Raw genomic sequence first — 22518 nt, forward strand, 5'->3', positions numbered from 1 at the left:
TTAATACCTATCTATTTGAAACAAATACTGCTGATTATTACCGTTAGTTTCACACTGTTGTGATTTATTCATCACACCACGGCAATCTTCTAAAACGCCATGTGCTTTTGACCAATGGTATTTTTTGCCTTCATCATTTTTGCCACCACAACCAACTAAAGTTAAACTCATGACTAAGCATGACAACGCAATAAGATTAGATTTCATATGTTTCCTCAATATTCTAGGCCAATGGCTTTTTTAATTTATTTATGTTATTGGTGATTAATATTATTTTAATTCATAATTCTCGGGATTAATAGCTAAACTACCGCCTATTTTCAATAAATAAAACTGACGCGAGTGCTTAAGTGAGCTTAATAGTTCAGGAGGTTCATCTAATGGATCATCGGCTAATTCAAATGTTCCCCAATGAATAGCTATGGCAGATTGACAATTAAGTTCATCATATAACTGCACTGCTTGCGCGGGATCGATATGCTGTGATTGCATAAACCACCTTGGCGCATAAGCACCGATTGGAATTAAGGCTAAATCAATTTTGCTAAAACGTTCATTAATTTTTTTTAAACTGGGTGAATATCCGGTATCGCCCATAAAATAAACTGTCTTAGTTAAGCCATCACAATTAGACTGCATCATCCAACCACACCATAATACTTTATTGGTATCAAATAGTCCTCGCTTACTCCAATGCTGAGCCGGCGTGGCAGTAAACGTAATATCATTTATGTTAATTGAATCCCACCAATCCAATTCTATAACATTTTGTGCGCCCCATTTGATTAATTTATTTTTCAATCCTAGCGGAACAAGCAGTGTAACATTAGCAAACCGCATAATAAGCTGTTTAATGCTAGTAAAGTCAAGATGATCATAATGATTATGCGAAATAACAATAAAATCAAGCTGAGAAAGCTTATCAATACTTATTGCTGCTGGGGTTAAACGTTTAGGCCCCATCCATTGTGAAGGTGATGCTCGCTGTGAAAAAATAGGATCGGTCAATATTATTTTGTTATTTAAACGGATTAATGTTGTTGAATGCCCTATCCACCAAACGCGGTCACCGCTCAACGTTAAATCTATATTTTCACACCACGTTTGTCTAAATGCATCGTACCCCATTTTGGGTGGTAAAACTTTTCGTTGTCGATGCCAACGCCAAATATCCCGCAATTTTATTTTAAATGGTTGTTCATTTTGAAAACCTTTAGCGGTTCGATGGCATTGATTAGAAATGGCATCAGGTGAATTGTTCATAATAAAATCTATACTTGTGTTATTAAAAACGAGATGTCCGTTCAATCACAACCGCTACATTAGTTGCATTAGCAATTGCGCTTGGTTTGGAGACTTTAATTTTTATCCATTTCACGGCAAATTGTTGGATGATTAATTGTGCAACACGCTCAGCAACACTTTCAATTAATTCAAATGCGGTTGAAGTGATAAAATCTGTTACAGCTTGACTCACTTTAAAGTAATCCAAACAAAGTGCAACATCATCATGTTCGCCAGCAGGTTGATTATCCCATGCCATTTCTAGATCAAGTATTAGTTTTTGTTTGATGGTTTTTTCCCACTCATATACGCCAATTGTTGCTAATGTGGTTAATCCTTCAATTAATACCCTATCTTTGCTCTGTACACTCATTATCTCAAATTCCGAAAGCTTAATTGCGTGAAAATAGAGATTACCGAATATTGAGAATTTACGCTATAATTTATTGCAAATAATATTAAATAACGATCATTATGACCCGAATTTTTCAACCCTATACGCTTTCGCAAAATAGCCTAATAGAATTAAATAATGACGCTTTCAATCATCTTATTCGTGTATTAAGAATGAAAGTCGGTGAAGAGATTACCCTTTTTGATGGTTCAAACCACATCTTGCCCGCGACCATACACGAGATTAATAAAAAATCTGTAAAGGTAACAACAAAGGATTTGATTTTAGATGATCGTGAATCACCATTAAATATCCATTTAGGACAAGTCATATCTCGTGGCGAAAAAATGGAGTTTACTATCCAAAAATCAGTCGAGCTAGGTGTTGCAAGTATTACACCTTTACTTTCTGAACGTTGTGGAGTCAAACTCGATGAGGAACGGCTGGAAAAAAAAGTACAACAATGGCAAAAAATCGTGATTTCTGCTTGTGAACAATGTGGACGTAATATCATTCCTAAAATAAATCCAGTTGTAAAATTAGAAAATTGGTGTGCAAATTTAACTGACGGACTAAAACTTAATCTTCACCCTAAAGCTAAGCAAGGTATTAATCAATTAGCGTGCGAACATAACACCCTCAATTTACTTATTGGCCCGGAAGGTGGGCTTTCAGATGACGAAATAAATTTGACTCATCAATATCATTTTACTGACCTATTACTAGGACCACGAGTTTTACGCACCGAAACAGCGGCGCTAACAGCCATAACTGCATTACAAGTTCGTTTTGGTGATTTGGGATAATCAATAAAAAAGCGTGATAATAAATGTTTATTTGCATCTCATTGAGTAACGAGTATGATAGTTGCCAGCATAATTAAATGCTATTTTATAACGCCATTTATCAACAATGTTTCAAACATACCTTATAAACGGTATAAAATCGCACAACGTAATATCGTGTTAGTAAAACCAATAAAAATCAGTAAGGAGTTACCATGATTAAGCTTGGTATTGTAATGGATCCAATTAGCCAAATAAAAATAAAAAAAGACACCAGTTTTGCCATGTTACATGAAGCACAAAAACGAGGCTACCAACTTTTTTATATGGAAATGAACGACCTGTTCTTACTAAACGGTGAAGCTTATGCAACCATTCGTACTTTAACCGTTCATAATGATAACTCTCACTGGTTTGATATGGGAGATGAACAAACGCTGCCATTAAGTGAACTCGACGTAATATTAATGCGAAAAGACCCACCATTTGATACTGAATTTATCTACGCAACTTATATTCTAGAACGGGCTGAAGCAAAAGGTGTACTGGTGGTGAATAAACCACAAAGTTTGCGAGATTGTAATGAGAAGTTATTCACTGCATGGTTTGCTGAATTTACGCCAGAAACACTCGTTACCCGTCAAACCAATCAACTAAAATCGTTTTATCAAAAATACGGCGATATTATTTTAAAACCCCTTGATGGTATGGGCGGCGCCTCGATTTTCAGAATAAAAACGGGCGATCCTAATGTCTCGGTAATTATTGAAACACTTACAGAACATAATAGCCGTTACTGTATGGCTCAAACCTACATACCGGCTATTAAAGATGGTGATAAACGTGTTTTAGTTGTTGACGGTGAACCCGTTCCTTATTGTTTAGCCAGAATCCCTCAAAAAGGCGAAACCAGAGGTAATCTTGCTGCCGGTGGTCATGGGGAAGTTAGAGCATTAAGTGAAAGTGATTGGCAGATTGCTAAAAGCATAGCACCCGTATTAAAACAAAAAGGTTTACTGTTTGTTGGTTTAGATATTATTGGTGATAAACTAACTGAAATCAATGTAACAAGTCCAACCTGTGTACGTGAGATTGAATCAGAAAACCCCAAACTTTCTATTACCGGTATGTTAATGGATGCGATTGAACGTCGATTAAATAAGTAGAGAAAAAAATGATTAGAGAATTTCAAAGTAAAGATTTAGACACAGTGATGAATATATGGCTTGAAGGTAACCAACAAGCACATAGCTTTATTGATCCGCAATTTTTTAAACAAAATTATGACATTGTCAAAATGTTAATTCCGATGTCAACGGTGTATGTACAAGATCTTAACGGTGTTAAAGGTTTCATTGGCGTAACCGAAAATTACATCTCGGGTCTCTTTGTTGTACCTGAATATCGTGGGCAAGGCATTGGTAAAGCGCTAGTTGAAAAAGCTAAGCAGCGCCATAGTGAGTTACTAGTACATGTTTATAAGAAAAATAGTTCTGCAATTAACTTTTTTTTATCGCAACAATTTGAAATTATAAACGAATCAATCAATGAAGAGAGTAACGAACCTGAATTATTGATGCGTTGTAATATCCAACATCATGTAAAAATTGGCAAATGTGCATTATAAACTATAGAAATGTGAGCATATGAATTTAAAAAATCATTTTATCGTGGCAATGCCAACTATCACTGAGCCAACATTTAGTCGATCTGTTGTATATATTTGCGAACATAATCGTGATGGGGCAATGGGGATTGTTATCAATAAACCAATACAAGATCTTAATGTCGCCGCAGTCTTAGCTCGCCTTGAAATTACCGCAAGTAAAAACTGTGCTGAACTTGAGCATCCTGTTTTTGCTGGTGGACCAATAGCTGAAGAACAGGGATTTATTTTGCATACGCCGCAACAAGGGTTTGCATCCAGCATAAAAATTTCGGATGATATAATGATTACCACATCGCTTGATCTACTAAAATCAATCGGTTCGCCTGAGCAACCTAAAGATATGTTTTTAGCATTAGGTTATTCTGGGTGGCAGTCACTGCAATTAGAAGCTGAAGTAGCACGTAATGATTGGTTAGTGACAGATGTTGATCCAAAAATTATTTTTGAATCCGCAATTGAAGATCGTTGGCAAAAAGCAGCGCAATCACTCGGTATTAACATAAATACGATTTCGCACCAAATGGGAAATGCATAATAAATGGCAACAATAATTGCATTTGATTTTGGAACTGCGAGCATTGGCGCTGCGATTGGGCAAGATATTACCAAAACAGCGAATCCATTATGCGCTTTTAAAGCGCGTGATGGTATTCCGAATTGGCAAGCAATTGAAAAAATGTTAAATGAGTGGAAACCTGACTATTTGGTTGTAGGCTTACCACTTAACATGGATGGGACTGAACAACCGTTAACTGCTCGAGCACGTAAATTCGCTAATCGTTTGCATGGTATGTTTGGTTATCAAGTCCATCTGCAAGATGAACGGCTATCTACCGTTGAGGCAAAATCCCATATTTTTGCTTCTCGTGGTTATAAAGCGCTGGAAAAGGGGCATGTTGATGCAACATCAGCAATTATCATTCTAGAAAGTTGGTTTGAAGCCAATTAATTATGTTAATTAATTGGTTATTTCATATAATTATAGATCGCCATTCCATTGCTTCCTTGCTAAAATATCAGCAATTTTTCTATTGTAAGGATTACTCCTCGTGTCAAATAACAACTCTCTAAGTTATAAAGATGCTGGCGTTGATATTGATGCCGGTAACGAACTCGTTAATCGAATCAAATCAGTAGTAAAAGCGACTAAGCGCCCAGAAGTCATGGGGGGTTTAGGCGGATTTGGTGCACTATGTGCAATTCCGCAAAAATACAAAGAGCCTATTTTAGTATCTGGAACAGATGGCGTTGGTACTAAACTCCGTCTGGCGATGGATTTAAATCGACATGATGCAATTGGCATTGATTTAGTTGCGATGTGCGTTAATGATCTTATTGTGCAAGGTGCAGAACCGCTATTTTTCCTTGATTATTATGCCACAGGTAAACTTAACGTTGATGTAGCAACTACAGTCGTCACAGGGATTGCTGAAGGCTGTAAGCAAGCGGGGTGTGCATTAGTTGGCGGTGAAACAGCTGAAATGCCAGGCATGTATCATGGTAATGATTATGACTTAGCAGGATTTTGTGTGGGTGTTGTTGAAAAAACGGAAATGATTGATGGCAGCAAAGTACAAGATGGTGATGCGTTGATTGCTTTAGCATCGAGTGGGCCACACTCCAATGGCTATTCGCTAGTACGGAAGATTATCGAAGTGAGTGGGGTAAATCCAGCAAAAACACAATTAGAAGACAAAACGCTGGCCGATCACTTACTTGCACCAACAAAAATCTATGTAAAATCGATTCTAAACTTAATTACGCAAATTGATGTGCATGCCATAGCACATATCACTGGTGGTGGATTTTGGGAAAACATTCCGCGCGTTTTGCCCGACAATACTCAAGCGATAATTAATGAAAACAGTTGGCAATGGCCTGCAATCTTTAATTGGCTACAGCAGGCAGGTAATGTGGATCGTCACGAAATGTACCGAACATTTAACTGTGGAGTTGGATTGATTATTGCGCTACCTAAATCACTTGCAGCTAAAGCCATTACCATACTCAATAATCAAGGTGAAAAGGCTTGGTTACTCGGTGAAATTAAACACTCAACGTCAAACGAACGTGTAATAATAAAATAGCCAAGTGGTTAACACTATTATTATCCAACCATACAGGTTGGATAATAATAAGCAATAGGTAAAACGTAGTAGAGAACCACCCTTATTATTAGAAGGTTTTATCGTTAAGTTGATAAATTACCAAACAGGTATTTTTTATTGCCTATTGGGTTGATTAATTATGCCCTTTTTTAAATTTTCAACTCTATTAATATCGATTTCAGTCACTCAAAAATTCAAAGAGTTAAACAAAAAATTTAACATAAAAATAACGAAAAGCTATCTTACTTTCTGGTACAATAATATTAATTATTATAACTAAGTAATGTCATAATACTCTAGAATACAAGGTTTTTTAATGATCATATCAGATGCTAATAGTGCGGTATCTTCCGTTGCTTATCGTGCAAACGAAGTCATTGCTATTTATCCAATAACACCAAGTTCATCAATGGCAGAACAAGCTAGTACATGGGCTGAATTCAATAAACCTAACGTGTTTGGGGATATCCCTAAAGTGGTTGAAATGCAATCTGAAGCAGGCGCGATTTCAACTGTGCATGGCGCGTTAATGACAGGTGCATTAGCTACCTCATTTACCTCATCGCAGGGTTTGCTACTGATGATTCCATCCCTGTATAAAATCGCTGGGGAACTGACACCATTTGTTTTACACGTTGCTGCACGTACCGTTGCGACTCATGCTCTATCAATTTTTGGTGATCACTCCGATGTGATGTCAATCAGACAAACTGGTTTTGCGATGCTCTGCTCAAGCTCGGTACAAGAAGCACAAGATTTAGCATTAATCGCGCAAATGGCAACCTTTAATAGTCGTGTGCCTTTTGTCCACTTTTTTGATGGGTTTAGAACCTCACACGAAGTCAATAAAATCTATCCACTGACTGACGAAGATATCCATCAACTTTTACCCCATGAAGCCATTAAAGCTTACCGTTCTCGAGCTTTAACACCGGATAAACCGGTTATACGAGGTACATCAGCTAACCCAGATACCTTTTTCCAATGCCGTGAAGCAGTCAATCCTTATTACAATAACACTTATCAGCATGTTGTCGATGCGATGGACGCTTTTGAACAACAAACAGGTCGAAAGTATCAGCCATTCGAATATTATGGTGCTAATGATGCCGAGCGAGTAATAGTTATCATGGGTTCGGGTGCAAGTACTAGTAAAGAAGTCGTTGATTATTTGAATAAAAATGATGAAAAAGTGGGTGTGGTAATTGTTAGGTTATATCGCCCTTTTTCCGCCAAACATTTTCTGGAAGTTATTCCGACTAGTGTTAAAAAAGTGGCGGTATTAGATAGAACTAAAGAACCCGGTGCTCAAGCTGAGCCACTTTATTTAGATATAATGACAGCTTTTGCAGAAAGCTTTAGTCAAGGCGAACGAAGCAATATACCCAAAATAATTGGTGGACGTTATGGTTTATCATCAAAAGAGTTTGATCCTTGCTGTGTTCTGGCTATTTTTACAGAACTACAATTAGAAAATCCTCGCCCTCGTTTTACTGTGGGTATTTATGATGATATTACCGGTTTATCGTTACCCTTACCTGAAAAGTCTATTCCTCAAAAATCTGCACTTGAAGCACTATTTTATGGGCTTGGCAGTGATGGCACAGTGTCGGCAACAAAAAATAATATCAAAATTATTGGGGATAGTTCGCCCTTTTATGTTCAGGGATTTTTTGTTTATGACTCTAAAAAAGCAGGTGGCTTAACGACTTCTCATTTACGTGTTAATTTAGAACCGATAGACTCGCCTTATTTAATTACGAGTGCACACTTTATCGGTTGTCATCAAGATCAATTTATTGATAAATATCAGATTGTTGAAAAACTTAAAGATGATGGCATTTTTTTACTCAATACCCCTTATAGTAAAGATGAAATTTGGCATCGCTTACCGAAAGAAGTTCAAATACAATTAATTAAAAAAAGAGCGCACTTTTATATCATCAATGCAGCTAAAATAGCACGTGAATGTAATTTAGGTGCAAGAATTAATACCGTAATGCAGGCGGCTTTTTTTCATCTTTCAGAAATATTTAAAAATGACTTCAGTATTGCTCAATTAAAAGAAGTCATTGCCAAAAGTTACAGTAGTAAAGGGCAAGAATTAGTTGAAAATAACTGGAAAGCGCTTGATTTAGCTATCGCGTCACTCGAACAAATCCCATTAAGTTGTGTCGATGAAAGTAGCACATCACGCCCAGCTATTGTGCCATATAACGCACCTGATTTTGTTAAAATGGTTACAGCAACAATGCTAGCAGGACTTGGTGATAGCTTGCCTGTATCGGCTTTTCCCCCTGATGGCACTTGGCCAACCGGAACAACAAAATGGGAAAAACGTAATATTGCTGAAGAGATACCTATTTGGCAACCCGAGCTTTGCACGCAATGTAACCACTGTGCGGTTGCTTGCCCACATGCAGCCATTCGAGCCAAGGTTGTAGCGCCAGATGATATGATTAATGCACCTGAGTCGCTTAGCTCGCTCGAAGTGAAAGCACGTGACATGAAAGGTCAACGCTATGTATTGCAAGTTGCGCCTGAAGATTGTACAGGTTGTAATTTATGTGTTGAAGTTTGTCCTGCCCGAGATCGAAATAACTTCGATATTAAAGCAATTAATATGCGTCCGCGTATTGAAAACCTCGATACCCAACGAATTAATTATGACTATTTCTCGGCGTTACCCGATCGTGATATAAAAACGCTTGAACGTATTGATATCCGTACATCACAATTACTAACACCGCTATTTGAATACTCGGGAGCATGTGCAGGCTGTGGTGAAACACCTTATATTAAATTGTTAACCCAGCTCTATGGTGATCATTTAGCCATTGCCAATGCAACCGGCTGCTCATCGATTTATGGTGGAAATTTACCTTCTACGCCTTATACTACCGATCGTAGTGGTCGTGGACCCGCTTGGGCTAACTCATTATTTGAAGATAATGCTGAATTTGCTTTGGGTTACCGTATTACTTATGATCAACATAAAAAACGCGTTTTACGATTATTAGAGCATGTTGCCGGTGAAATCTCACCCGAAATTACCCTAGCCTTACAATCAGCAGATGTTTCGATTGCAGATAAACGCGCACAAATTGCTATATTACGTGAACAATTAGCACACTTGGATTCGATCGAAGCTAAAGAATTAATGCAAGATGCAGACTATTTAATTGATAAGTCAGTATGGGCTATTGGTGGCGATGGTTGGGCTTATGACATTGGCTTTGGTGGGCTTGATCATGTGATGAGTTTAACTGATAACGTCAATATTTTAGTATTAGATACACAATGCTACTCAAATACAGGTGGTCAGCAATCGAAGGCAACACCAATGGGTGCAGTATCTAAATTTGCCGATCTAGGGAAACACAAAGCACGTAAAGATTTAGGCATAAGTGTAATGATGTATGGTCATGTATATGTTGCGCAAATAGCATTAGGTTCTCAGCTCAATCAGACACTTAAAGCGCTGCAAGAGGCCGAAGCCTATGATGGACCTTCACTTGTTATCGCGTATAGTCCTTGTGAAGAACATGGCTATGATCTGGCTAAATCACATGAACAGATGAAAGATTTAGTCAAATCGGGATTCTGGCCTCTTTATCGGTATGATCCACGCCGCGTAGCAGAAGGAAAACCAGGTTTAGTATTAGACTCTAAATCACCAAATAGTGAATCATTGTCAGATATCCTACTGAAAGAACAACGATTCCGACGATTAGAGACATTAGAGCCGGCTGTTGCGAATACTTTACATGAACGATCAACAAAAATGGTTAACTCGAAGTATAAGTTTTTGCAGATGTTATCAACCTACTCAGATATTGAAACGCCTGCTGATAGTTAACTAACCTTATCAAGATTAACCAAATTAACTGCGCTTATTTATCATTGTTAAATAAGCGCAGTATTTAAAAAAAAGATTTAATTGTGCAAAAAAGCACCAATAGAGTGCATTTCAACATTTCCCCTACTCACACTTACCAATACAATAAATACAAATGTTCTTGACTTAGATAACAAAATTAAGCATTACATAATCGGCAATTGAAACTGGTATAAATATTGCATCAAACTATTACCGACAGAAGATCAACAAATGGTGAGGTGAATAATGGATGCAAATTTAAATATCAGCCGTCGAAGTTTATTAACATTCTCTGGTGCGGCAATTGCTGGTTTATCAATAAATCAATTACTGTCCAAAGCCCATGCTCAAGAAGTGCAAAAATCGATCGCTTTTTCATTGCCCATCCTTGATACAGTTGTAACACCTGATGCAAATAATCCAGTAAGGCTTAACTTTAATGAGAATGCTTTAGGTATGTCACCTTCAGCCAAACAAGCAGCAATTGATGCAGTTCCTAAAGCTAACCGTTATGCTAAAGCGGAGATGCCGATTTTAAGTCAGTCATTAGCAGAACATCATAATGTCAGTGAAAAACAAATACTCTTGACTGCCGGTTCATCAGAAGGTATTAGAAGCACCATCGCTGCTTTTGTAAAACCCAATACTCAGCTAGTTATACCTGAACTTACCTACAGTGATGGAGAACAATTTGCTAAAATTTTTAATTTAAAAATAACCAAAGTACCTTGTTTAAATGACTGGAAAATTGATATCAACGGGTTAAGAAAAGCCGTTGAAGCTCATCAAGGATTCTCAATAGTTTATTTAGTTAACCCTAATAATCCAACTTCTACTGTGTTTGGTTTACCTGAAATTGAATCATGGGTAGCGAGCAAACCTAACAATACTATTTTTATTTTTGATGAAGCATATGCCGAATTTGTCAATGATCCAACCTTTAAGTCTGCCGATAAATTTATTACACAAGGTTACGGAAATATTGTATTACTTAAAACATTTTCAAAAATACACGCAATGGCGGGATTACGTGTTGGTTATGTTGTTAGTACCGAAGTTCACATACAAAATATTTCACAATATGTCGCAGGTGAAAAACTTAATTATTGTGGTGTTTGTGCTGCTTTGGCTTCGATGAAAGATAAACAATATCTGACTTATTCCAAAAAAGCTGTTGATGTATCGAGGGAAATTATGGAAAAAACATTATCAGACCTTGGGCTGCATTATCTTAAATCAGAAACAAACTTCATATTTCACCAAACGCCAATTGATTTGAATAAATATCGTGAATTGATGAAACAAAAATTTATATTAATTGGTAGAGATTTTGCACCAGCTACAAACTGGTGTCGAATATCACTTGGAACACCAGGTGAAATGCTTTATGTGGCTAATGTAATGCGTGAATTGAAAGAACAGGGGAAAATTTAATTTAGCAATGCTCAAAAATAATAAAGCTCTCGAAATCAGTTAACTTAGAGAGCTTTTTAATTTATTAATTTGTATTCAATTGAGTTGACTAACCATCTGTTAAGCGACGCGTCATCCAATAATGTTTTTTCCAATAATCCTCATTTAAACTGGAATAAATTACGCCTTTAGAAGTTGATGCATGTAAAAATTTACCATCAGCATAATAAATACCAACATGTAGACCACTTTGGCTACGACCAGTTTTAAAGAATACTAAATCACCTGCTTTAGGTTGAGAGACTTTATAACCTAATTGAGCTTGAGCTGATGCACTTCGCGGTAATGTCTTAGACAGTTTATTTTTGAAAAAATTAACAACTAAACCAGAACAATCGCTACCCGATAATGTCGTTCCACCGAACCGGTATGGGGTTTTTTGCCATTTTTTATAGTGAGATTCAATCTTTGCTAACATTTGCGGGTCAGGTTTAGTGGTTTTCGTTGATACCTGCCCTTGACTTGTACTACATCCAAATAACATAAAAAGAGAAAAAAGCAAAGTCGTTATTAAAAATCGCTTCTTCACACTAAAAAAGTTGTTCGGCAACATGCTTGATCGTCGATTGTCTTTTTTTGTCATTTCTTTTTGTTCCTTTATTTAAAGTCGACCATTGCGAATAGCGTCTTGCTATTTTTAACTCTTTTGGCAACACACCTTTTTCCCACTCTTGTTGTTCTAATTTTGACAACTTAATCGGATGAGTGTTCGCATGGCTGCGATGATTTAAACTTTCTTTCAGACTAAGCAGCCGTAAAGAAAGAAAACAAATAATAACATCATCAACACTTAGTTTACTATAACCAGAAAGCTGATACCGCATTCTAGAACCATAATGTTTGGCAGTTTGCATTATACTGCCTACTGCTGCTCCAATTAAAGCAGCTGAGCCAAGCGTAATTCCGCCTGTAGCTAAATCTATGCTTGCCCCAATAGTTGCACCTGACACAAAACCTTTCGTCAAATGCACACCCATTCGTTTTAATGCATCAATATTAAATAGATCTGCATTATAGCGCCCTTTTATTAAAGGTAAAGTCTCAAAACTCTCTAAATCAGAATTAAATTGATAAAGTTTCAACAATTCATTTATTGCCAATTGTTCGCGCTTTCTAACTTGATCTTGCATTTGAGCAATTGCCTGTTGATCATCAATTTTTGCCATCTTGTAAAAGGCAGTCACATCAACCAGTGCTTCCGCAATAATCAAGTTAGCACTTTGATGACGAGATTGCCGCATTTGTGCAATTTGATCTAACCATTGATCTAAGATCTTTTTGGCAGGTTCGAGCAATAAAGCAAGACTTTTATATAATCGTTCCTCGCCATCTAGGGGCGGAACTATAGCGTCAAACCGTATGATAGCATGTATCCCCACGCGTGAGAGTAATCTTTTCCATTCCTTTTCATTTTCTTTTTCGCTTGCGGTAAAATTTAATACGGCAAGCATTGGTTTATCACTACTCGCAAGTATTGCAAGCTCATCATGATATTTATCTAAAATCGGCTCACGCACGTCTATAACATAGATTGCCGCATCACTTTTGAGCAATTGTCGGATGACTTTTGCTTCTTGATCAAAACTATTTTCGGCTTCTGGACTTTGTAAAAAAATCGTTAATTTATCGATCCCATCTAGTTTACCGCTATCGATAGTTAATTGATGAATATAATCATACAACGCTAAGCTGTCTTCCAATCCAGGCGTATCATAATAAATGATAGATTGATGATGTGCTAAAGGTAATGTAATGGACTGGACATTCCTTGTGGTCCCAGGTTTATCTGAAACTTCACCAAATTGGCTATTGTGTATTAAAGTTCGCAATAAAGACGTTTTACCGACATTGGCATGCCCGACTACAGCTAATTTTAATGTTGTTAACATGTCAAAACTCCTCACTTAACCAAGTGGGTGTTGCTAATTGTAGCGATAAAGCTTGCCAGTTTTTCATTTGCTTACCGTTATTGATAAACCAAAGGCGATTTTGCTGTGATTTATTCATAAGCTGATTAATTAAATTTAACATACCTCTATCTGGTGCTCTATCGGTATCAATAGCGATCAATAACTTTTTAGCTGGCGTTAATTGCAAATAATCTAGAATGTTACGCCGCTGTTCTCGCGTATTTAAAAAGCCTAAAAACGTAACCGAATTTGGTGGGGTCCAGCTTTCCGTGATATCAATTGCGACTAAAAAAGCGCCCTTTGCATTTTCAACATAATGATAAGGTGAATAATTTATGGAACGCTCCCCATGCTTATCTTCATCTTCTATATTCACTGAAATAGGTTGTAACTCGTTAGTTAAAACCTGAAAATGTGGATGTTTGGTGTCCAATTTCACTTTTCGACTGCAAATCAACCAATTTATAGCACAAACTATCATGCATAAAAATCGAATAGCTACACCATAAACAATAAATACACCCAATAACCAAACAGCCCAAGCAAAACGGGTATCGCCAGAATTTAATGCGTGCTCACTCGCTCGAATAACATCATCATTAGGGATGGTAAAACCAATTAAAGCAGGTATCGAACCTAAATAATGCGTTAAATCAATAATAGTACCAGAGCTTAATAAAGTTGTTTTCCATTCAAAGCGATAATGTTCAGTTGAAAACAGTACAACTAATACCACCAGTGCACTCGTTAATATAAAAGTCCAAAAAAGATTAAGTATAAAACCAATTAGCCAGCGAATTTGACTACCAAATAGTTCAACAAAAGCGGGAATAAGTTGTTGGACAGTCTTTTTTTGTGAAAATTTTTTAGTTAACCATAACCAACAGTAAACCAATATACTGCCACCCCAATTTGAAAAAAAGAAAAAAGACATTAACCAAACGATTAAAGTGACTAAATGTACCCCTAATAGACTAAACAAAGCCCAATATAAATTAATCGGATCTTGGCTTAAGGCACTTAACGCTAATGAAGCGCCAAGCATAATAGAAAGAAAAATTAATATAATGAAAGAGAGATTTGCTGCCCGTAATAACGTCTGTTGGGCTGAAAATAATCCATTTTTTTTAGACAGCATTAAGGCACGCATCACAATGCGATTAATAGATGAAGTTTGAGCGGCTCTTACTTGTCGATTAATGTCTTGATCCGCAAAACGCCCAGATTCTTGTTCAATTAAATGAATAGTTTGAGCAATCCATAATGATTTTAACTCTTCACGCATTGTGTATAATTTTCGCCATCACTTTAATGAATAACAAAAACAAACGCGACATATGCCGCGTTAACAAACAGATATAACAACTTATTGTGTAATTTCACCAATTTTACTTAATAAAGTTTGAATACGTTGTTGCCATATTTGTTGATCTTGTTTAAGTTTTTCGTTTTCGTCTCGCAATGCTTTCATTTCGTCAGAACTATCATTAATTAATTGTTCTAGCTCTTGATTACCTTGTTTTAACGTTGCAATTTCTTGTTGCAAAGTAGTGATTGTATTAACAGTGTGTTGAATTCTATTTTCTAATTGGTTCAAAATTTCTAATGACATATTTTTCCTCAAGCTCAAAATATTTGGTGTATAATGCAAACCATTATAGCGAATTCATTCTAAAATCAACACTATTTTAAACTTTAAGTTGGAGAAAATTATGCGTAAACCACTAGTCATGGGGAATTGGAAACTCAATGGTAGCATTGATATGGCTAAAAACTTAGTAGAAGGACTTCGAAATGAGCTATCTACTGATATTGAATGCAGTATCGCTATAGCACCACCTGTTGTCTATCTTGATTTTGTTAAACATCAGTTAGGCGGTTCAAATATCATTTTAGGTGCACAAGACGTAGATGTGAATCTTTCAGGGGCATTTACGGGCGAAGTATCAGCTAACATGTTAAAAGAAATTGGTGTAACACATGTTATTATTGGGCACTCTGAACGACGCACTTATCATAAAGAATCAGATGAATATATTGCTAAAAAATTCGGCGTGTTAAAAGATGCAGGACTTGTGCCGGTACTTTGTATTGGTGAAACAGAATCTGAAAACGAAGCAGGACAAACACAAGCGGTTTGTGCTCGTCAAATTGACGTGGTTATCAAAGCATTAGGAGTACAAGCATTCAATGGTGCAGTTATTGCCTACGAACCCGTTTGGGCAATTGGTACAGGTAAATCAGCTACCCCTGCGCAAGCCCAAGCTGTACATAAATTTATTCGTGAACATATCGCTAAGCAAGATGTTAATGTTGCTGAGCAAGTTATCATCCAATACGGTGGTTCAGTAAATGATAAAAATGCAGCAGAGCTATTTACTCAGCCAGATATTGATGGTGCATTAGTCGGTGGTGCATCACTAAAAGCCGATGCTTTTGCAGCGATTGTTAAAGCAGCAGAACAAGCTAAAAAATAATTTAATGACGCCTGTAAGGGCGTCTTTTTTTTATAGAATTTTATTTAAACTATTTTTTTCCAGTTGGGGCATAGCGAGAAGGCCAAATAGTTTCAACCGGAACCTGCAAATATTCAGAAATAATTCTTTCGTATTTAGGACAATGACGATATAGCGCATTTCTTAAAGTATCAGCTTGTAATCCGCTCGCTCTTGATAAAGCTCTTAAATTTCCACCTCTAATTTTAATTTCGCCCACGACTCTTGATGGTGACCAGTCTTGATCTTGTTCTCTCATTATGAGATCCTCTATTGGTTAATTTTTTTGCTATTGTAATGATTATCGGTATTACAACGCTGAATAGATATGAATTTACCGGCAGAGAATAACATATAAAAAAACGAAACAAAACTACAAAAACAAAAAAAACACATGAAATGGAATAGAAAATGAACAAAAAGAACTTTAAAACACTTAATGAGCAAGAAAAAACGTCGATTTTAATAAACACAGGGGTGATAAATTTCAAAAATCGATTAACATTAGTCTTAGAAGGACTATCAGGTAATGCTTTTGCTAAAAAAGTAGGTATGTCTGAAGCTGTAATTCGAGATTATCTATCTGGTAAAACTTATCCTTCACTTAATCGCTTGGCCATCATTGCACATAAGTGTGAAGTTCCAATAGAATGGTTAGCAACAGGAAAAGGCGAATGTAGATTGTTAAGTGAATCACAAAATCGAGGATCAATACATATACCTTTCCACAATCTAAATAAAACGAGTAATTCTTTAGCCGACATTCAATCTATTCCCTTCGAAACGAGCTTACTTAAACATCAAGATTGTCATAATGATGATTTAACTGCGGTATGGGCTAAAGGCGATAGTATGGAACCTACAATCGCAAACCACGACATTCTTATCATTAATAAAGCATATTGCAAACCTATTGATGGTTATTTGTATGCAGTACAGTATGATGATCAAATCAGTATAAAACGAATTCAAAATCAAGGTTCTAATTTAGCCTTATTATGTGACAATTCGAAATATCCAACTATTATGGTTAATAAAAATTCACCTCTCGATTTTGAAATTATTGGTCATGTTGTTTATCTTCTGAAAAAACTAAATTAACTATCATAAATAAAGTCACTTGTTCATGCATGAATAAGTGACTAAAAAAAAGACAAATTCGTTTTTTTCCGTGCAAATATCGAGCAAAAATTGCGTTTAAAAATGTTCAAAATATTGCGTAGGCCCAATTATTGCAAATAAGCTTTGCAGAATTAACCAAATTGATACAGGTATAGCTTTATGCTTTTTTATCCAAATATGATAGAATTGTCCTAAATTTTTAGTCTAATTATTTTGTTATTATGCCAAATTTAAATACATCCAAAAAAGTTGTTGTCGGCATGTCTGGCGGCGTTGACTCTTCTGTTTCAGCATATTTATTACAGCAACAAGGTTATCAAGTTGTTGGATTATTTATGAAGAACTGGGAAGAAGACGACACCGAAGAATATTGTTCTGCATCCGTTGATTTAGCTGATGCTCAGGCCGTATGTGATAAATTGAATATTAAATTGCACACAATCAATTTTGCGGCTGAATATTGGGACAATGTATTTGAACATTTTTTATCCGAATATAAAGCAGGTCGAACACCTAATCCGGATATTTTATGTAATAAAGAAATCAAATTTAAAGCATTTTTGGAATATGCAGCCGAAGATCTTGGTGCAGATTTTATTGCAACAGGGCATTATGTACGCAAACGTGAGCACAACGGCAAGGTCGAATTATTACGGGGCATCGACAACAACAAAGACCAAAGTTATTTTCTTTACACACTAAGCGAAGCACAAATTCGTCAAAGCCTTTTCCCTGTTGGTGAACTTGAAAAACCTAAAGTTCGTGAAATAGCGAAACAATTAGGTTTAGCCACTGCTGCCAAAAAAGACTCAACAGGAATCTGTTTTATTGGCGAACGTAAATTTACTGAATTTCTTGCGCGCTATTTACCGGCTAAATCCGGTCCTATCAGAACCGTGGATGGCAAAGTCATTGGTCAACATCAAGGTTTGATGTATCACACATTAGGACAACGTAAAGGACTTGGCATTGGTGGTTTAAAACAAGCCGATGATACGCCTTGGTATGTTGTTGATAAAGATCTTATCAATAATGAATTAATTGTAGCGCAAGGACACGATCATCCTGCCCTATTTTCAAATGGATTAATTGCCAGTCAATTGCATTGGGTAGATAGGCAAGTCGTCACTGAGCCATTTAATTGCACGGTAAAAACTCGCTACCGTCAAGAAGATATTATTTGCCGTGTAAATCCTTTATCTGAGGATAAAATTGAAGTGATCTTTGCTCATCCTGTTGCCGCCGTAACGCCAGGACAATCCGCTGTTTTTTATCAAGGTGAAGTTTGCCTTGGGGGTGGTATTATAGAAGAGAGAATTATGGGCAATAAGGAGTTTTAAAATGAATAATAAATATCATCATATTGCTATAGCCCTTGCCGGTGTTGCACAAAGTGCGATATTAATTCCTCAACTGGCCAATACAGGGGTATGCAGTAACGCGCTTTATGAACGATCAATTAAAAGCGTGTTTGAAACTTCGCCCAGAACAACAGCAGATGTTTATGATGGACTTGAAAACATAAAAACGGGATTACAAACACTTATCCAATTGCTCTCTTCAGGGCAAAAAGAGCAGATCGAAATTATTCGTTATCTTTTTGGCACATTAAATATTACCAGCAAATTAATAAAAAATAATGATGCTTTAGATAAGATCGATCAGCGACTTAAACGCATTGCGAGTCTTTACCCCGATACAAATATTGATACCATTAATAACAATATTGAAGATTTATCATACTCATTAGCGGGGATCTACTCCGATATTATTAGTCCTTTAGCGACCAAAATAAAAGTTATAGGCAAACCAGAATTTTTACAAAACTCACTAGTGCAAGCTAAAGTAAGAACATCGCTACTGGGTTGTGTTCGTTCTGCAATGTTATGGTATCAAGTTGGAGGTGGTCGATTACAGTTTTTATTTTGTCGAAAACGAATCAATAATGCGGCACAACAATTATTACAAGATATCAATACAACAATTTAATTTATATTTTTATATGATACTTAAATAGAGTCACGGAGTTGAACCGATGGAATTATCTGCACTTACAGCCCTTTCACCTATTGATGGTCGTTATGGTGATAAAACAATAGAATTACGTACCATTTTTAGCGAATTTGGTTTATTAAAATACCGCGTTGAAGTTGAAGTTCGTTGGTTACAAAAATTAGCTTCACAAGAAAATATTCCTGAAATTCCAGCACTAAGTCAGTCAGCCACTCATCATTTAAACCAAATTGTTGAACAATTTAATCAAGACGACGCATTACGCATTAAAGCGATCGAAAAAACAACCAATCACGATGTAAAAGCCGTTGAATATTTTCTAAAAGAGAAAGTCAGTACGAATGAAGAACTCCATGCTATTAATGAGTTTATTCACTTTGCTTGCACTTCTGAAGATATTAATAATTTATCTTATGCTTTGATGCTAAAAACAGCAAAAGAGACTGTTTTACTACCTTATTGGCAACAAGTAATTGATAAAATTACGTTGCAAGCAAAAGAGTATTGCAACTTACCTTTACTAGCTAGAACCCATGGACAACCCGCTACACCCACAACTATTGGCAAAGAGTTTGCCAATGTTGCCTATCGATTAAAACGCCAATTTAATCAGCTTCAATCCATTGAAATATTAGGAAAAATAAATGGGGCTACCGGTAACTATAATGCGCATATGGTTGCTTACCCGCATGTTGATTGGCACAATTTAAGCGAAGCGTTTGTTAGTTCATTAGGCCTAAAATGGAATCCTTACACAACTCAAATTGAACCACACGACTATATCGCTGAATTTTTTGATTGTGTTGCGCGTTTTAATACTATCCTGATCGATTTCGATCGCGATGTTTGGGGCTATATTGCTTTAAATCACTTCAAACAAAAAACGGTAACAGGCGAAATCGGATCGTCAACCATGCCACATAAAGTCAATCCTATTGATTTTGAAAATTCAGAAGGTAATTTAGGTCTTGCCAATGCCATTATGAATCATCTAGGCAGTAAATTGCCGGTTTCTCGTTGGCAACGCGATCTAACCGATTCGACTGTATTACGAAACTTAGGCGTTGGGATTGGCTACGCGATTATTGCTTACCAATCAACCTTAAAAGGCCTAAATAAGTTAGAAGTAAACCAAGCATACTTGCTTGACGAACTTGACCGTAATTGGGAAGTATTAGCTGAACCAATCCAAACAGTGATGCGCCGTTATGGTATAGAAAAACCATACGAAAAATTGAAAGAATTAACACGTGGCAAACGAGTTGATGCAGAGGGCATGAAACAGTTTATTGAATCCTTAGATTTACCTGAAGAGGAAAAAACTCGATTAAAACAGCTAACACCAGCTAATTATATTGGTTATGCGGTGAATTTTGTAGATAAGCTCTAATCATTGAAAAACGGTCTGAATAGTAACAGTATTTTGCTATTCAGACTAAACTATGAGCTCATTTAAACTAAAAAAACAACTACACTTAGCTATACAATAGGAAAATCAATTGAAGATTCGCATTGCAACTCGAAGAAGCCCTTTAGCATTATGGCAAGCTAATTTTGTTAAACAAAATCTACTCTTGGCACATAAGAATTTAACTGTCGAGCTTATACCGATGATGACTCAAGGTGATATCATACTTGATAGTCCACTTGCCAAAATTGGCGGTAAAGGTCTTTTTGTTAAACAGCTTGAACAAGCTATATTAACTAACCAAGCTGATATTGCGGTTCATTCAATAAAAGATATTCCTGCACAATTTCCTGAAGGTTTAACCCTTGCGACAATTTGTCAACGAGACGATGTGCGCGATGCCTTTATTTCTAATCACTATTCCAATTTAGATGAACTACCTAATGGTGCAATTGTCGGTACATCAAGCTTACGCCGCCAATGCCAGCTACGAGCTAACTACCCCCATTTACAGATCAAAGATCTACGTGGAAATGTTGGAACCCGATTAGCAAAACTTGATAATCAGGAGTATGATGCAATCATCTTAGCTTCAGTAGGATTAAAGCGATTAGATTTACAAGATAGAATCAAGCAATATATCGATATCAACTCAATTTTACCCGCCGTTGGTCAAGGTGCCATTGGTATTGAAACTCGAGCAAATGATAAACCATTATTAGACATTCTATCTGTACTTGATGATAAAAATAGCCGGATTTGCATTCAAGCTGAAAGAGCGATGAATAAAGCTTTGCAAGGGGGATGCCAAGTCCCTATCGCCTGCTATAGTCAATTAAATAATGATATATTATTCTTACAAGGTCTAGTTGGAAGTATTGATGGTTCGAAAATTATCAAAGCAACAGTAGAAGGTAGCATTAACGATCCTGAAAAATTAGGGCAAACACTAGCTGAACATTTACTAGAACAAGGTGCCAAATCTATATTACAGGAATTAAATGACGGATGATTTTTGTCACTAGACCCTCACCTGAGGGTGAACAACTAACCCAATTATTAAACCAAGCAAATCTACCTGCGAAGCATTTGCCATTTTTTAAAATTTTACCGGGTCGTGATCTGTTAAATTTACAAGAACAACTCACTAAACTCCGTCCTCATGATATGGTTATTGTAGTTTCACCACAAGTAAGCTATGCAATAAAGACTTATCTTTGCCGTTTAAACCTCCCCACTAACGTCCGTTATTTTGCAATTGGTAAAAAGTCAGCTGACCTTTTTAATCAAATGACAACAGTAAACGTTAATTACCCAGCCCAAGAAAACAGCGAAGGACTTTTAATCAGACTGCAGTCCGAAGTAATAGAAAATCATACTGTATTACTATTATGCGGTAATGTCGGCAGGCAACTATTAGCACAAGAACTCATTGGTCGAAACGCGAAAGTAATCCCAATTGAATGTTATTGCCGAGAACCAATAATCTATCCAACCGATATCTTATCTCACAACATTGCCGAACAAACTATCATTATTACCAGTTTGGAACACTTAAACCAACTTGAACTGTACAGCAATTTAGAGCATAAACAGCTGACCCATCTAATTGTAACAAGTCATAGAATTTTCACTGTTGCCAAGCAGCATCTATGGCAAAACGTATTATTAGTAAATGGCGCAAATAATCAAAATATACTCAATGCTGCCATGCAAAACTTTCCCAATTCAAACAAAAATGGTTCTAGTCACATAAGTTATCAACATGATGAAAAATAATAGGAAAAATGAGATAAAAACACCTATAAACTCTTTTGGCAGTACCACTTCTATTAACAAGTTGTGCCAATCGTTTTAAGCCGATTGTAAAAATGGCCTTGAGTAACAATAAAACCTATGCACACAGATAGAAACAATTAAATGTAATTATAAAAATCTTACTTCTGACCGAAATGGTAGTGGTGGTGCCCTTAACAC

General features: G+C 36.4%; 23 protein-coding genes. 15 read left to right on the forward strand and 8 right to left on the reverse strand.

All coding sequences use genetic code 11. The annotated features are described in order from the left end of the window. The 3 genes from J3U56_RS02325 to folB form a co-directional block, all read right to left on the reverse strand. Entirely contained in the window at positions 1-207 is a 207-nt protein-coding gene (locus J3U56_RS02325) for a hypothetical protein (protein WP_065633386.1), read from the reverse strand. Between the two features lie 63 nt (positions 208-270). Beyond that, complete coding sequence (locus J3U56_RS02330) at positions 271-1263, reverse strand: MBL fold metallo-hydrolase (protein WP_267366563.1); 993 nt, start codon at positions 1261-1263, stop codon at positions 271-273. A gap of 22 nt (positions 1264-1285) precedes the next feature. Beyond that, positions 1286-1657: a dihydroneopterin aldolase gene (gene folB / locus J3U56_RS02335; RefSeq protein WP_267333019.1), complete on the reverse strand. Its 372-nt coding sequence runs from the start codon at positions 1655-1657 to the stop codon at positions 1286-1288. A 95-nt stretch (positions 1658-1752) separates the two neighbouring features. On the opposite strand from folB, the gene rsmE reads away from it, so the two are divergent. The 8 genes from rsmE to J3U56_RS02375 all read left to right on the forward strand — a co-directional run bounded on the left by rsmE (position 1753) and on the right by J3U56_RS02375 (position 11554). After that, positions 1753-2484 (forward strand): 16S rRNA (uracil(1498)-N(3))-methyltransferase, encoded by a 732-nt coding sequence (rsmE, locus tag J3U56_RS02340; protein WP_416379646.1) that lies wholly within the window; start codon positions 1753-1755, stop codon positions 2482-2484. 194 nt (positions 2485-2678) lie between these two features. Continuing rightward, a complete protein-coding gene (gene gshB / locus J3U56_RS02345; RefSeq protein ID WP_267366565.1) occupies positions 2679-3629 on the forward strand; it encodes a glutathione synthase in 951 nt (316 codons plus the stop codon). Between the two features lie 8 nt (positions 3630-3637). After that, the gene (locus tag J3U56_RS02350) at positions 3638-4090 is read left to right on the forward strand and encodes a GNAT family N-acetyltransferase (RefSeq protein WP_267333022.1); all 453 of its coding nucleotides are present in this window, start codon (positions 3638-3640) and stop codon (positions 4088-4090) included. Between the two features lie 19 nt (positions 4091-4109). Continuing rightward, complete coding sequence (locus tag J3U56_RS02355; protein ID WP_267333023.1) at positions 4110-4667, forward strand: YqgE/AlgH family protein; 558 nt, start codon at positions 4110-4112, stop codon at positions 4665-4667. Positions 4668-4670: 3 nt separating this feature from the next. Then, complete coding sequence (gene ruvX, locus J3U56_RS02360) at positions 4671-5081, forward strand: Holliday junction resolvase RuvX (RefSeq protein WP_267333024.1); 411 nt, start codon at positions 4671-4673, stop codon at positions 5079-5081. A gap of 100 nt (positions 5082-5181) precedes the next feature. Then, positions 5182-6219, forward strand: a complete 1038-nt coding sequence (gene purM, locus J3U56_RS02365; RefSeq protein ID WP_267333025.1) for a phosphoribosylformylglycinamidine cyclo-ligase — start codon at positions 5182-5184, stop codon at positions 6217-6219. A gap of 337 nt (positions 6220-6556) precedes the next feature. Then, complete coding sequence (gene nifJ / locus J3U56_RS02370) at positions 6557-10099, forward strand: pyruvate:ferredoxin (flavodoxin) oxidoreductase (RefSeq protein ID WP_267333026.1); 3543 nt, start codon at positions 6557-6559, stop codon at positions 10097-10099. Between the two features lie 267 nt (positions 10100-10366). Beyond that, the gene (locus J3U56_RS02375; RefSeq protein WP_267366567.1) at positions 10367-11554 is read left to right on the forward strand and encodes a pyridoxal phosphate-dependent aminotransferase; all 1188 of its coding nucleotides are present in this window, start codon (positions 10367-10369) and stop codon (positions 11552-11554) included. An 88-nt stretch (positions 11555-11642) separates the two neighbouring features. Here J3U56_RS02375 and J3U56_RS02380 read toward each other — a convergent pair whose 3' ends face one another. From J3U56_RS02380 to zapB, 4 genes are all read right to left on the reverse strand, one after another. Next, positions 11643-12176, reverse strand: a complete 534-nt coding sequence (locus J3U56_RS02380; RefSeq protein ID WP_267333028.1) for a C40 family peptidase — start codon at positions 12174-12176, stop codon at positions 11643-11645. Next, the gene (locus tag J3U56_RS02385) at positions 12124-13482 is read right to left on the reverse strand and encodes a DUF3482 domain-containing protein (RefSeq protein ID WP_267343873.1); all 1359 of its coding nucleotides are present in this window, start codon (positions 13480-13482) and stop codon (positions 12124-12126) included. Before J3U56_RS02385 ends, J3U56_RS02380 begins: the two co-directional genes overlap by 53 nt. A gap of 1 nt (position 13483) precedes the next feature. Next, the gene (locus J3U56_RS02390) at positions 13484-14788 is read right to left on the reverse strand and encodes a DUF2868 domain-containing protein (RefSeq protein ID WP_267366569.1); all 1305 of its coding nucleotides are present in this window, start codon (positions 14786-14788) and stop codon (positions 13484-13486) included. Positions 14789-14869: 81 nt separating this feature from the next. Then, positions 14870-15115 (reverse strand): cell division protein ZapB, encoded by a 246-nt coding sequence (zapB, locus tag J3U56_RS02395; RefSeq protein WP_267333031.1) that lies wholly within the window; start codon positions 15113-15115, stop codon positions 14870-14872. A 100-nt stretch (positions 15116-15215) separates the two neighbouring features. Here zapB and tpiA point away from each other — a divergent pair, with 100 nt between their 5' ends. Then, positions 15216-15980: a triose-phosphate isomerase gene (tpiA, locus tag J3U56_RS02400; RefSeq protein ID WP_267366571.1), complete on the forward strand. Its 765-nt coding sequence runs from the start codon at positions 15216-15218 to the stop codon at positions 15978-15980. 49 nt (positions 15981-16029) lie between these two features. Here tpiA and J3U56_RS02405 read toward each other — a convergent pair whose 3' ends face one another. Continuing rightward, positions 16030-16257: a helix-turn-helix domain-containing protein gene (locus tag J3U56_RS02405; RefSeq protein ID WP_267333032.1), complete on the reverse strand. Its 228-nt coding sequence runs from the start codon at positions 16255-16257 to the stop codon at positions 16030-16032. Between the two features lie 152 nt (positions 16258-16409). On the opposite strand from J3U56_RS02405, the gene J3U56_RS02410 reads away from it, so the two are divergent. From J3U56_RS02410 to J3U56_RS02435, 6 genes are all read left to right on the forward strand, one after another. Continuing rightward, on the forward strand, positions 16410-17099 hold the full coding sequence (locus J3U56_RS02410; RefSeq protein WP_267333033.1) for a LexA family transcriptional regulator: 690 nt from the start codon (positions 16410-16412) through the stop codon (positions 17097-17099). Positions 17100-17341: 242 nt separating this feature from the next. Continuing rightward, complete coding sequence (gene mnmA, locus J3U56_RS02415) at positions 17342-18460, forward strand: tRNA 2-thiouridine(34) synthase MnmA (RefSeq protein ID WP_267333034.1); 1119 nt, start codon at positions 17342-17344, stop codon at positions 18458-18460. 1 nt (position 18461) lies between these two features. After that, positions 18462-19109 carry a high frequency lysogenization protein HflD gene (hflD, locus tag J3U56_RS02420; protein ID WP_267333035.1) on the forward strand — a complete coding sequence of 216 codons (648 nt, stop codon included), beginning with the start codon at positions 18462-18464 and terminating at the stop codon, positions 19107-19109. 46 nt (positions 19110-19155) lie between these two features. Beyond that, entirely contained in the window at positions 19156-20523 is a 1368-nt protein-coding gene (gene purB / locus J3U56_RS02425; RefSeq protein WP_267366573.1) for an adenylosuccinate lyase, read from the forward strand. Positions 20524-20632: 109 nt separating this feature from the next. Continuing rightward, positions 20633-21553, forward strand: a complete 921-nt coding sequence (gene hemC, locus J3U56_RS02430; protein WP_267366575.1) for a hydroxymethylbilane synthase — start codon at positions 20633-20635, stop codon at positions 21551-21553. Beyond that, the gene (locus J3U56_RS02435) at positions 21550-22320 is read left to right on the forward strand and encodes a uroporphyrinogen-III synthase (RefSeq protein WP_267333038.1); all 771 of its coding nucleotides are present in this window, start codon (positions 21550-21552) and stop codon (positions 22318-22320) included. The genes hemC and J3U56_RS02435 overlap by 4 nt, the downstream gene beginning before the upstream one ends. Positions 22321-22518: the final 198 nt, after the last annotated feature.

It is taken from the genome of Gilliamella sp. B2824, assembly GCF_026536245.1.
In the GTDB taxonomy this organism is placed as follows: domain Bacteria; phylum Pseudomonadota; class Gammaproteobacteria; order Enterobacterales; family Orbaceae; genus Gilliamella.

Coding starts and splice junctions, on each gene's coding strand:
- J3U56_RS02325 (WP_065633386.1), bottom strand. CDS start 207: ATGAAATCTAATCTTATTGCGTTGTCATGCTTAGTCATGAGTTTAACT.
- J3U56_RS02330 (WP_267366563.1), bottom strand. CDS start 1,263: ATGAACAATTCACCTGATGCCATTTCTAATCAATGCCATCGAACCGCT.
- folB (WP_267333019.1), bottom strand. CDS start 1,657: ATGAGTGTACAGAGCAAAGATAGGGTATTAATTGAAGGATTAACCACA.
- gshB (WP_267366565.1), top strand. CDS start 2,679: ATGATTAAGCTTGGTATTGTAATGGATCCAATTAGCCAAATAAAAATA.
- J3U56_RS02350 (WP_267333022.1), top strand. CDS start 3,638: ATGATTAGAGAATTTCAAAGTAAAGATTTAGACACAGTGATGAATATA.
- J3U56_RS02355 (WP_267333023.1), top strand. CDS start 4,110: ATGAATTTAAAAAATCATTTTATCGTGGCAATGCCAACTATCACTGAG.
- ruvX (WP_267333024.1), top strand. CDS start 4,671: ATGGCAACAATAATTGCATTTGATTTTGGAACTGCGAGCATTGGCGCT.
- nifJ (WP_267333026.1), top strand. CDS start 6,557: ATGATCATATCAGATGCTAATAGTGCGGTATCTTCCGTTGCTTATCGT.
- J3U56_RS02375 (WP_267366567.1), top strand. CDS start 10,367: ATGGATGCAAATTTAAATATCAGCCGTCGAAGTTTATTAACATTCTCT.
- J3U56_RS02380 (WP_267333028.1), bottom strand. CDS start 12,176: ATGACAAAAAAAGACAATCGACGATCAAGCATGTTGCCGAACAACTTT.
- J3U56_RS02385 (WP_267343873.1), bottom strand. CDS start 13,482: ATGTTAACAACATTAAAATTAGCTGTAGTCGGGCATGCCAATGTCGGT.
- J3U56_RS02390 (WP_267366569.1), bottom strand. CDS start 14,788: ATGCGTGAAGAGTTAAAATCATTATGGATTGCTCAAACTATTCATTTA.
- zapB (WP_267333031.1), bottom strand. CDS start 15,115: ATGTCATTAGAAATTTTGAACCAATTAGAAAATAGAATTCAACACACT.
- tpiA (WP_267366571.1), top strand. CDS start 15,216: ATGCGTAAACCACTAGTCATGGGGAATTGGAAACTCAATGGTAGCATT.
- J3U56_RS02405 (WP_267333032.1), bottom strand. CDS start 16,257: ATGAGAGAACAAGATCAAGACTGGTCACCATCAAGAGTCGTGGGCGAA.
- J3U56_RS02410 (WP_267333033.1), top strand. CDS start 16,410: ATGAACAAAAAGAACTTTAAAACACTTAATGAGCAAGAAAAAACGTCG.
- mnmA (WP_267333034.1), top strand. CDS start 17,342: ATGCCAAATTTAAATACATCCAAAAAAGTTGTTGTCGGCATGTCTGGC.
- hflD (WP_267333035.1), top strand. CDS start 18,462: ATGAATAATAAATATCATCATATTGCTATAGCCCTTGCCGGTGTTGCA.
- purB (WP_267366573.1), top strand. CDS start 19,156: ATGGAATTATCTGCACTTACAGCCCTTTCACCTATTGATGGTCGTTAT.
- J3U56_RS02435 (WP_267333038.1), top strand. CDS start 21,550: ATGATTTTTGTCACTAGACCCTCACCTGAGGGTGAACAACTAACCCAA.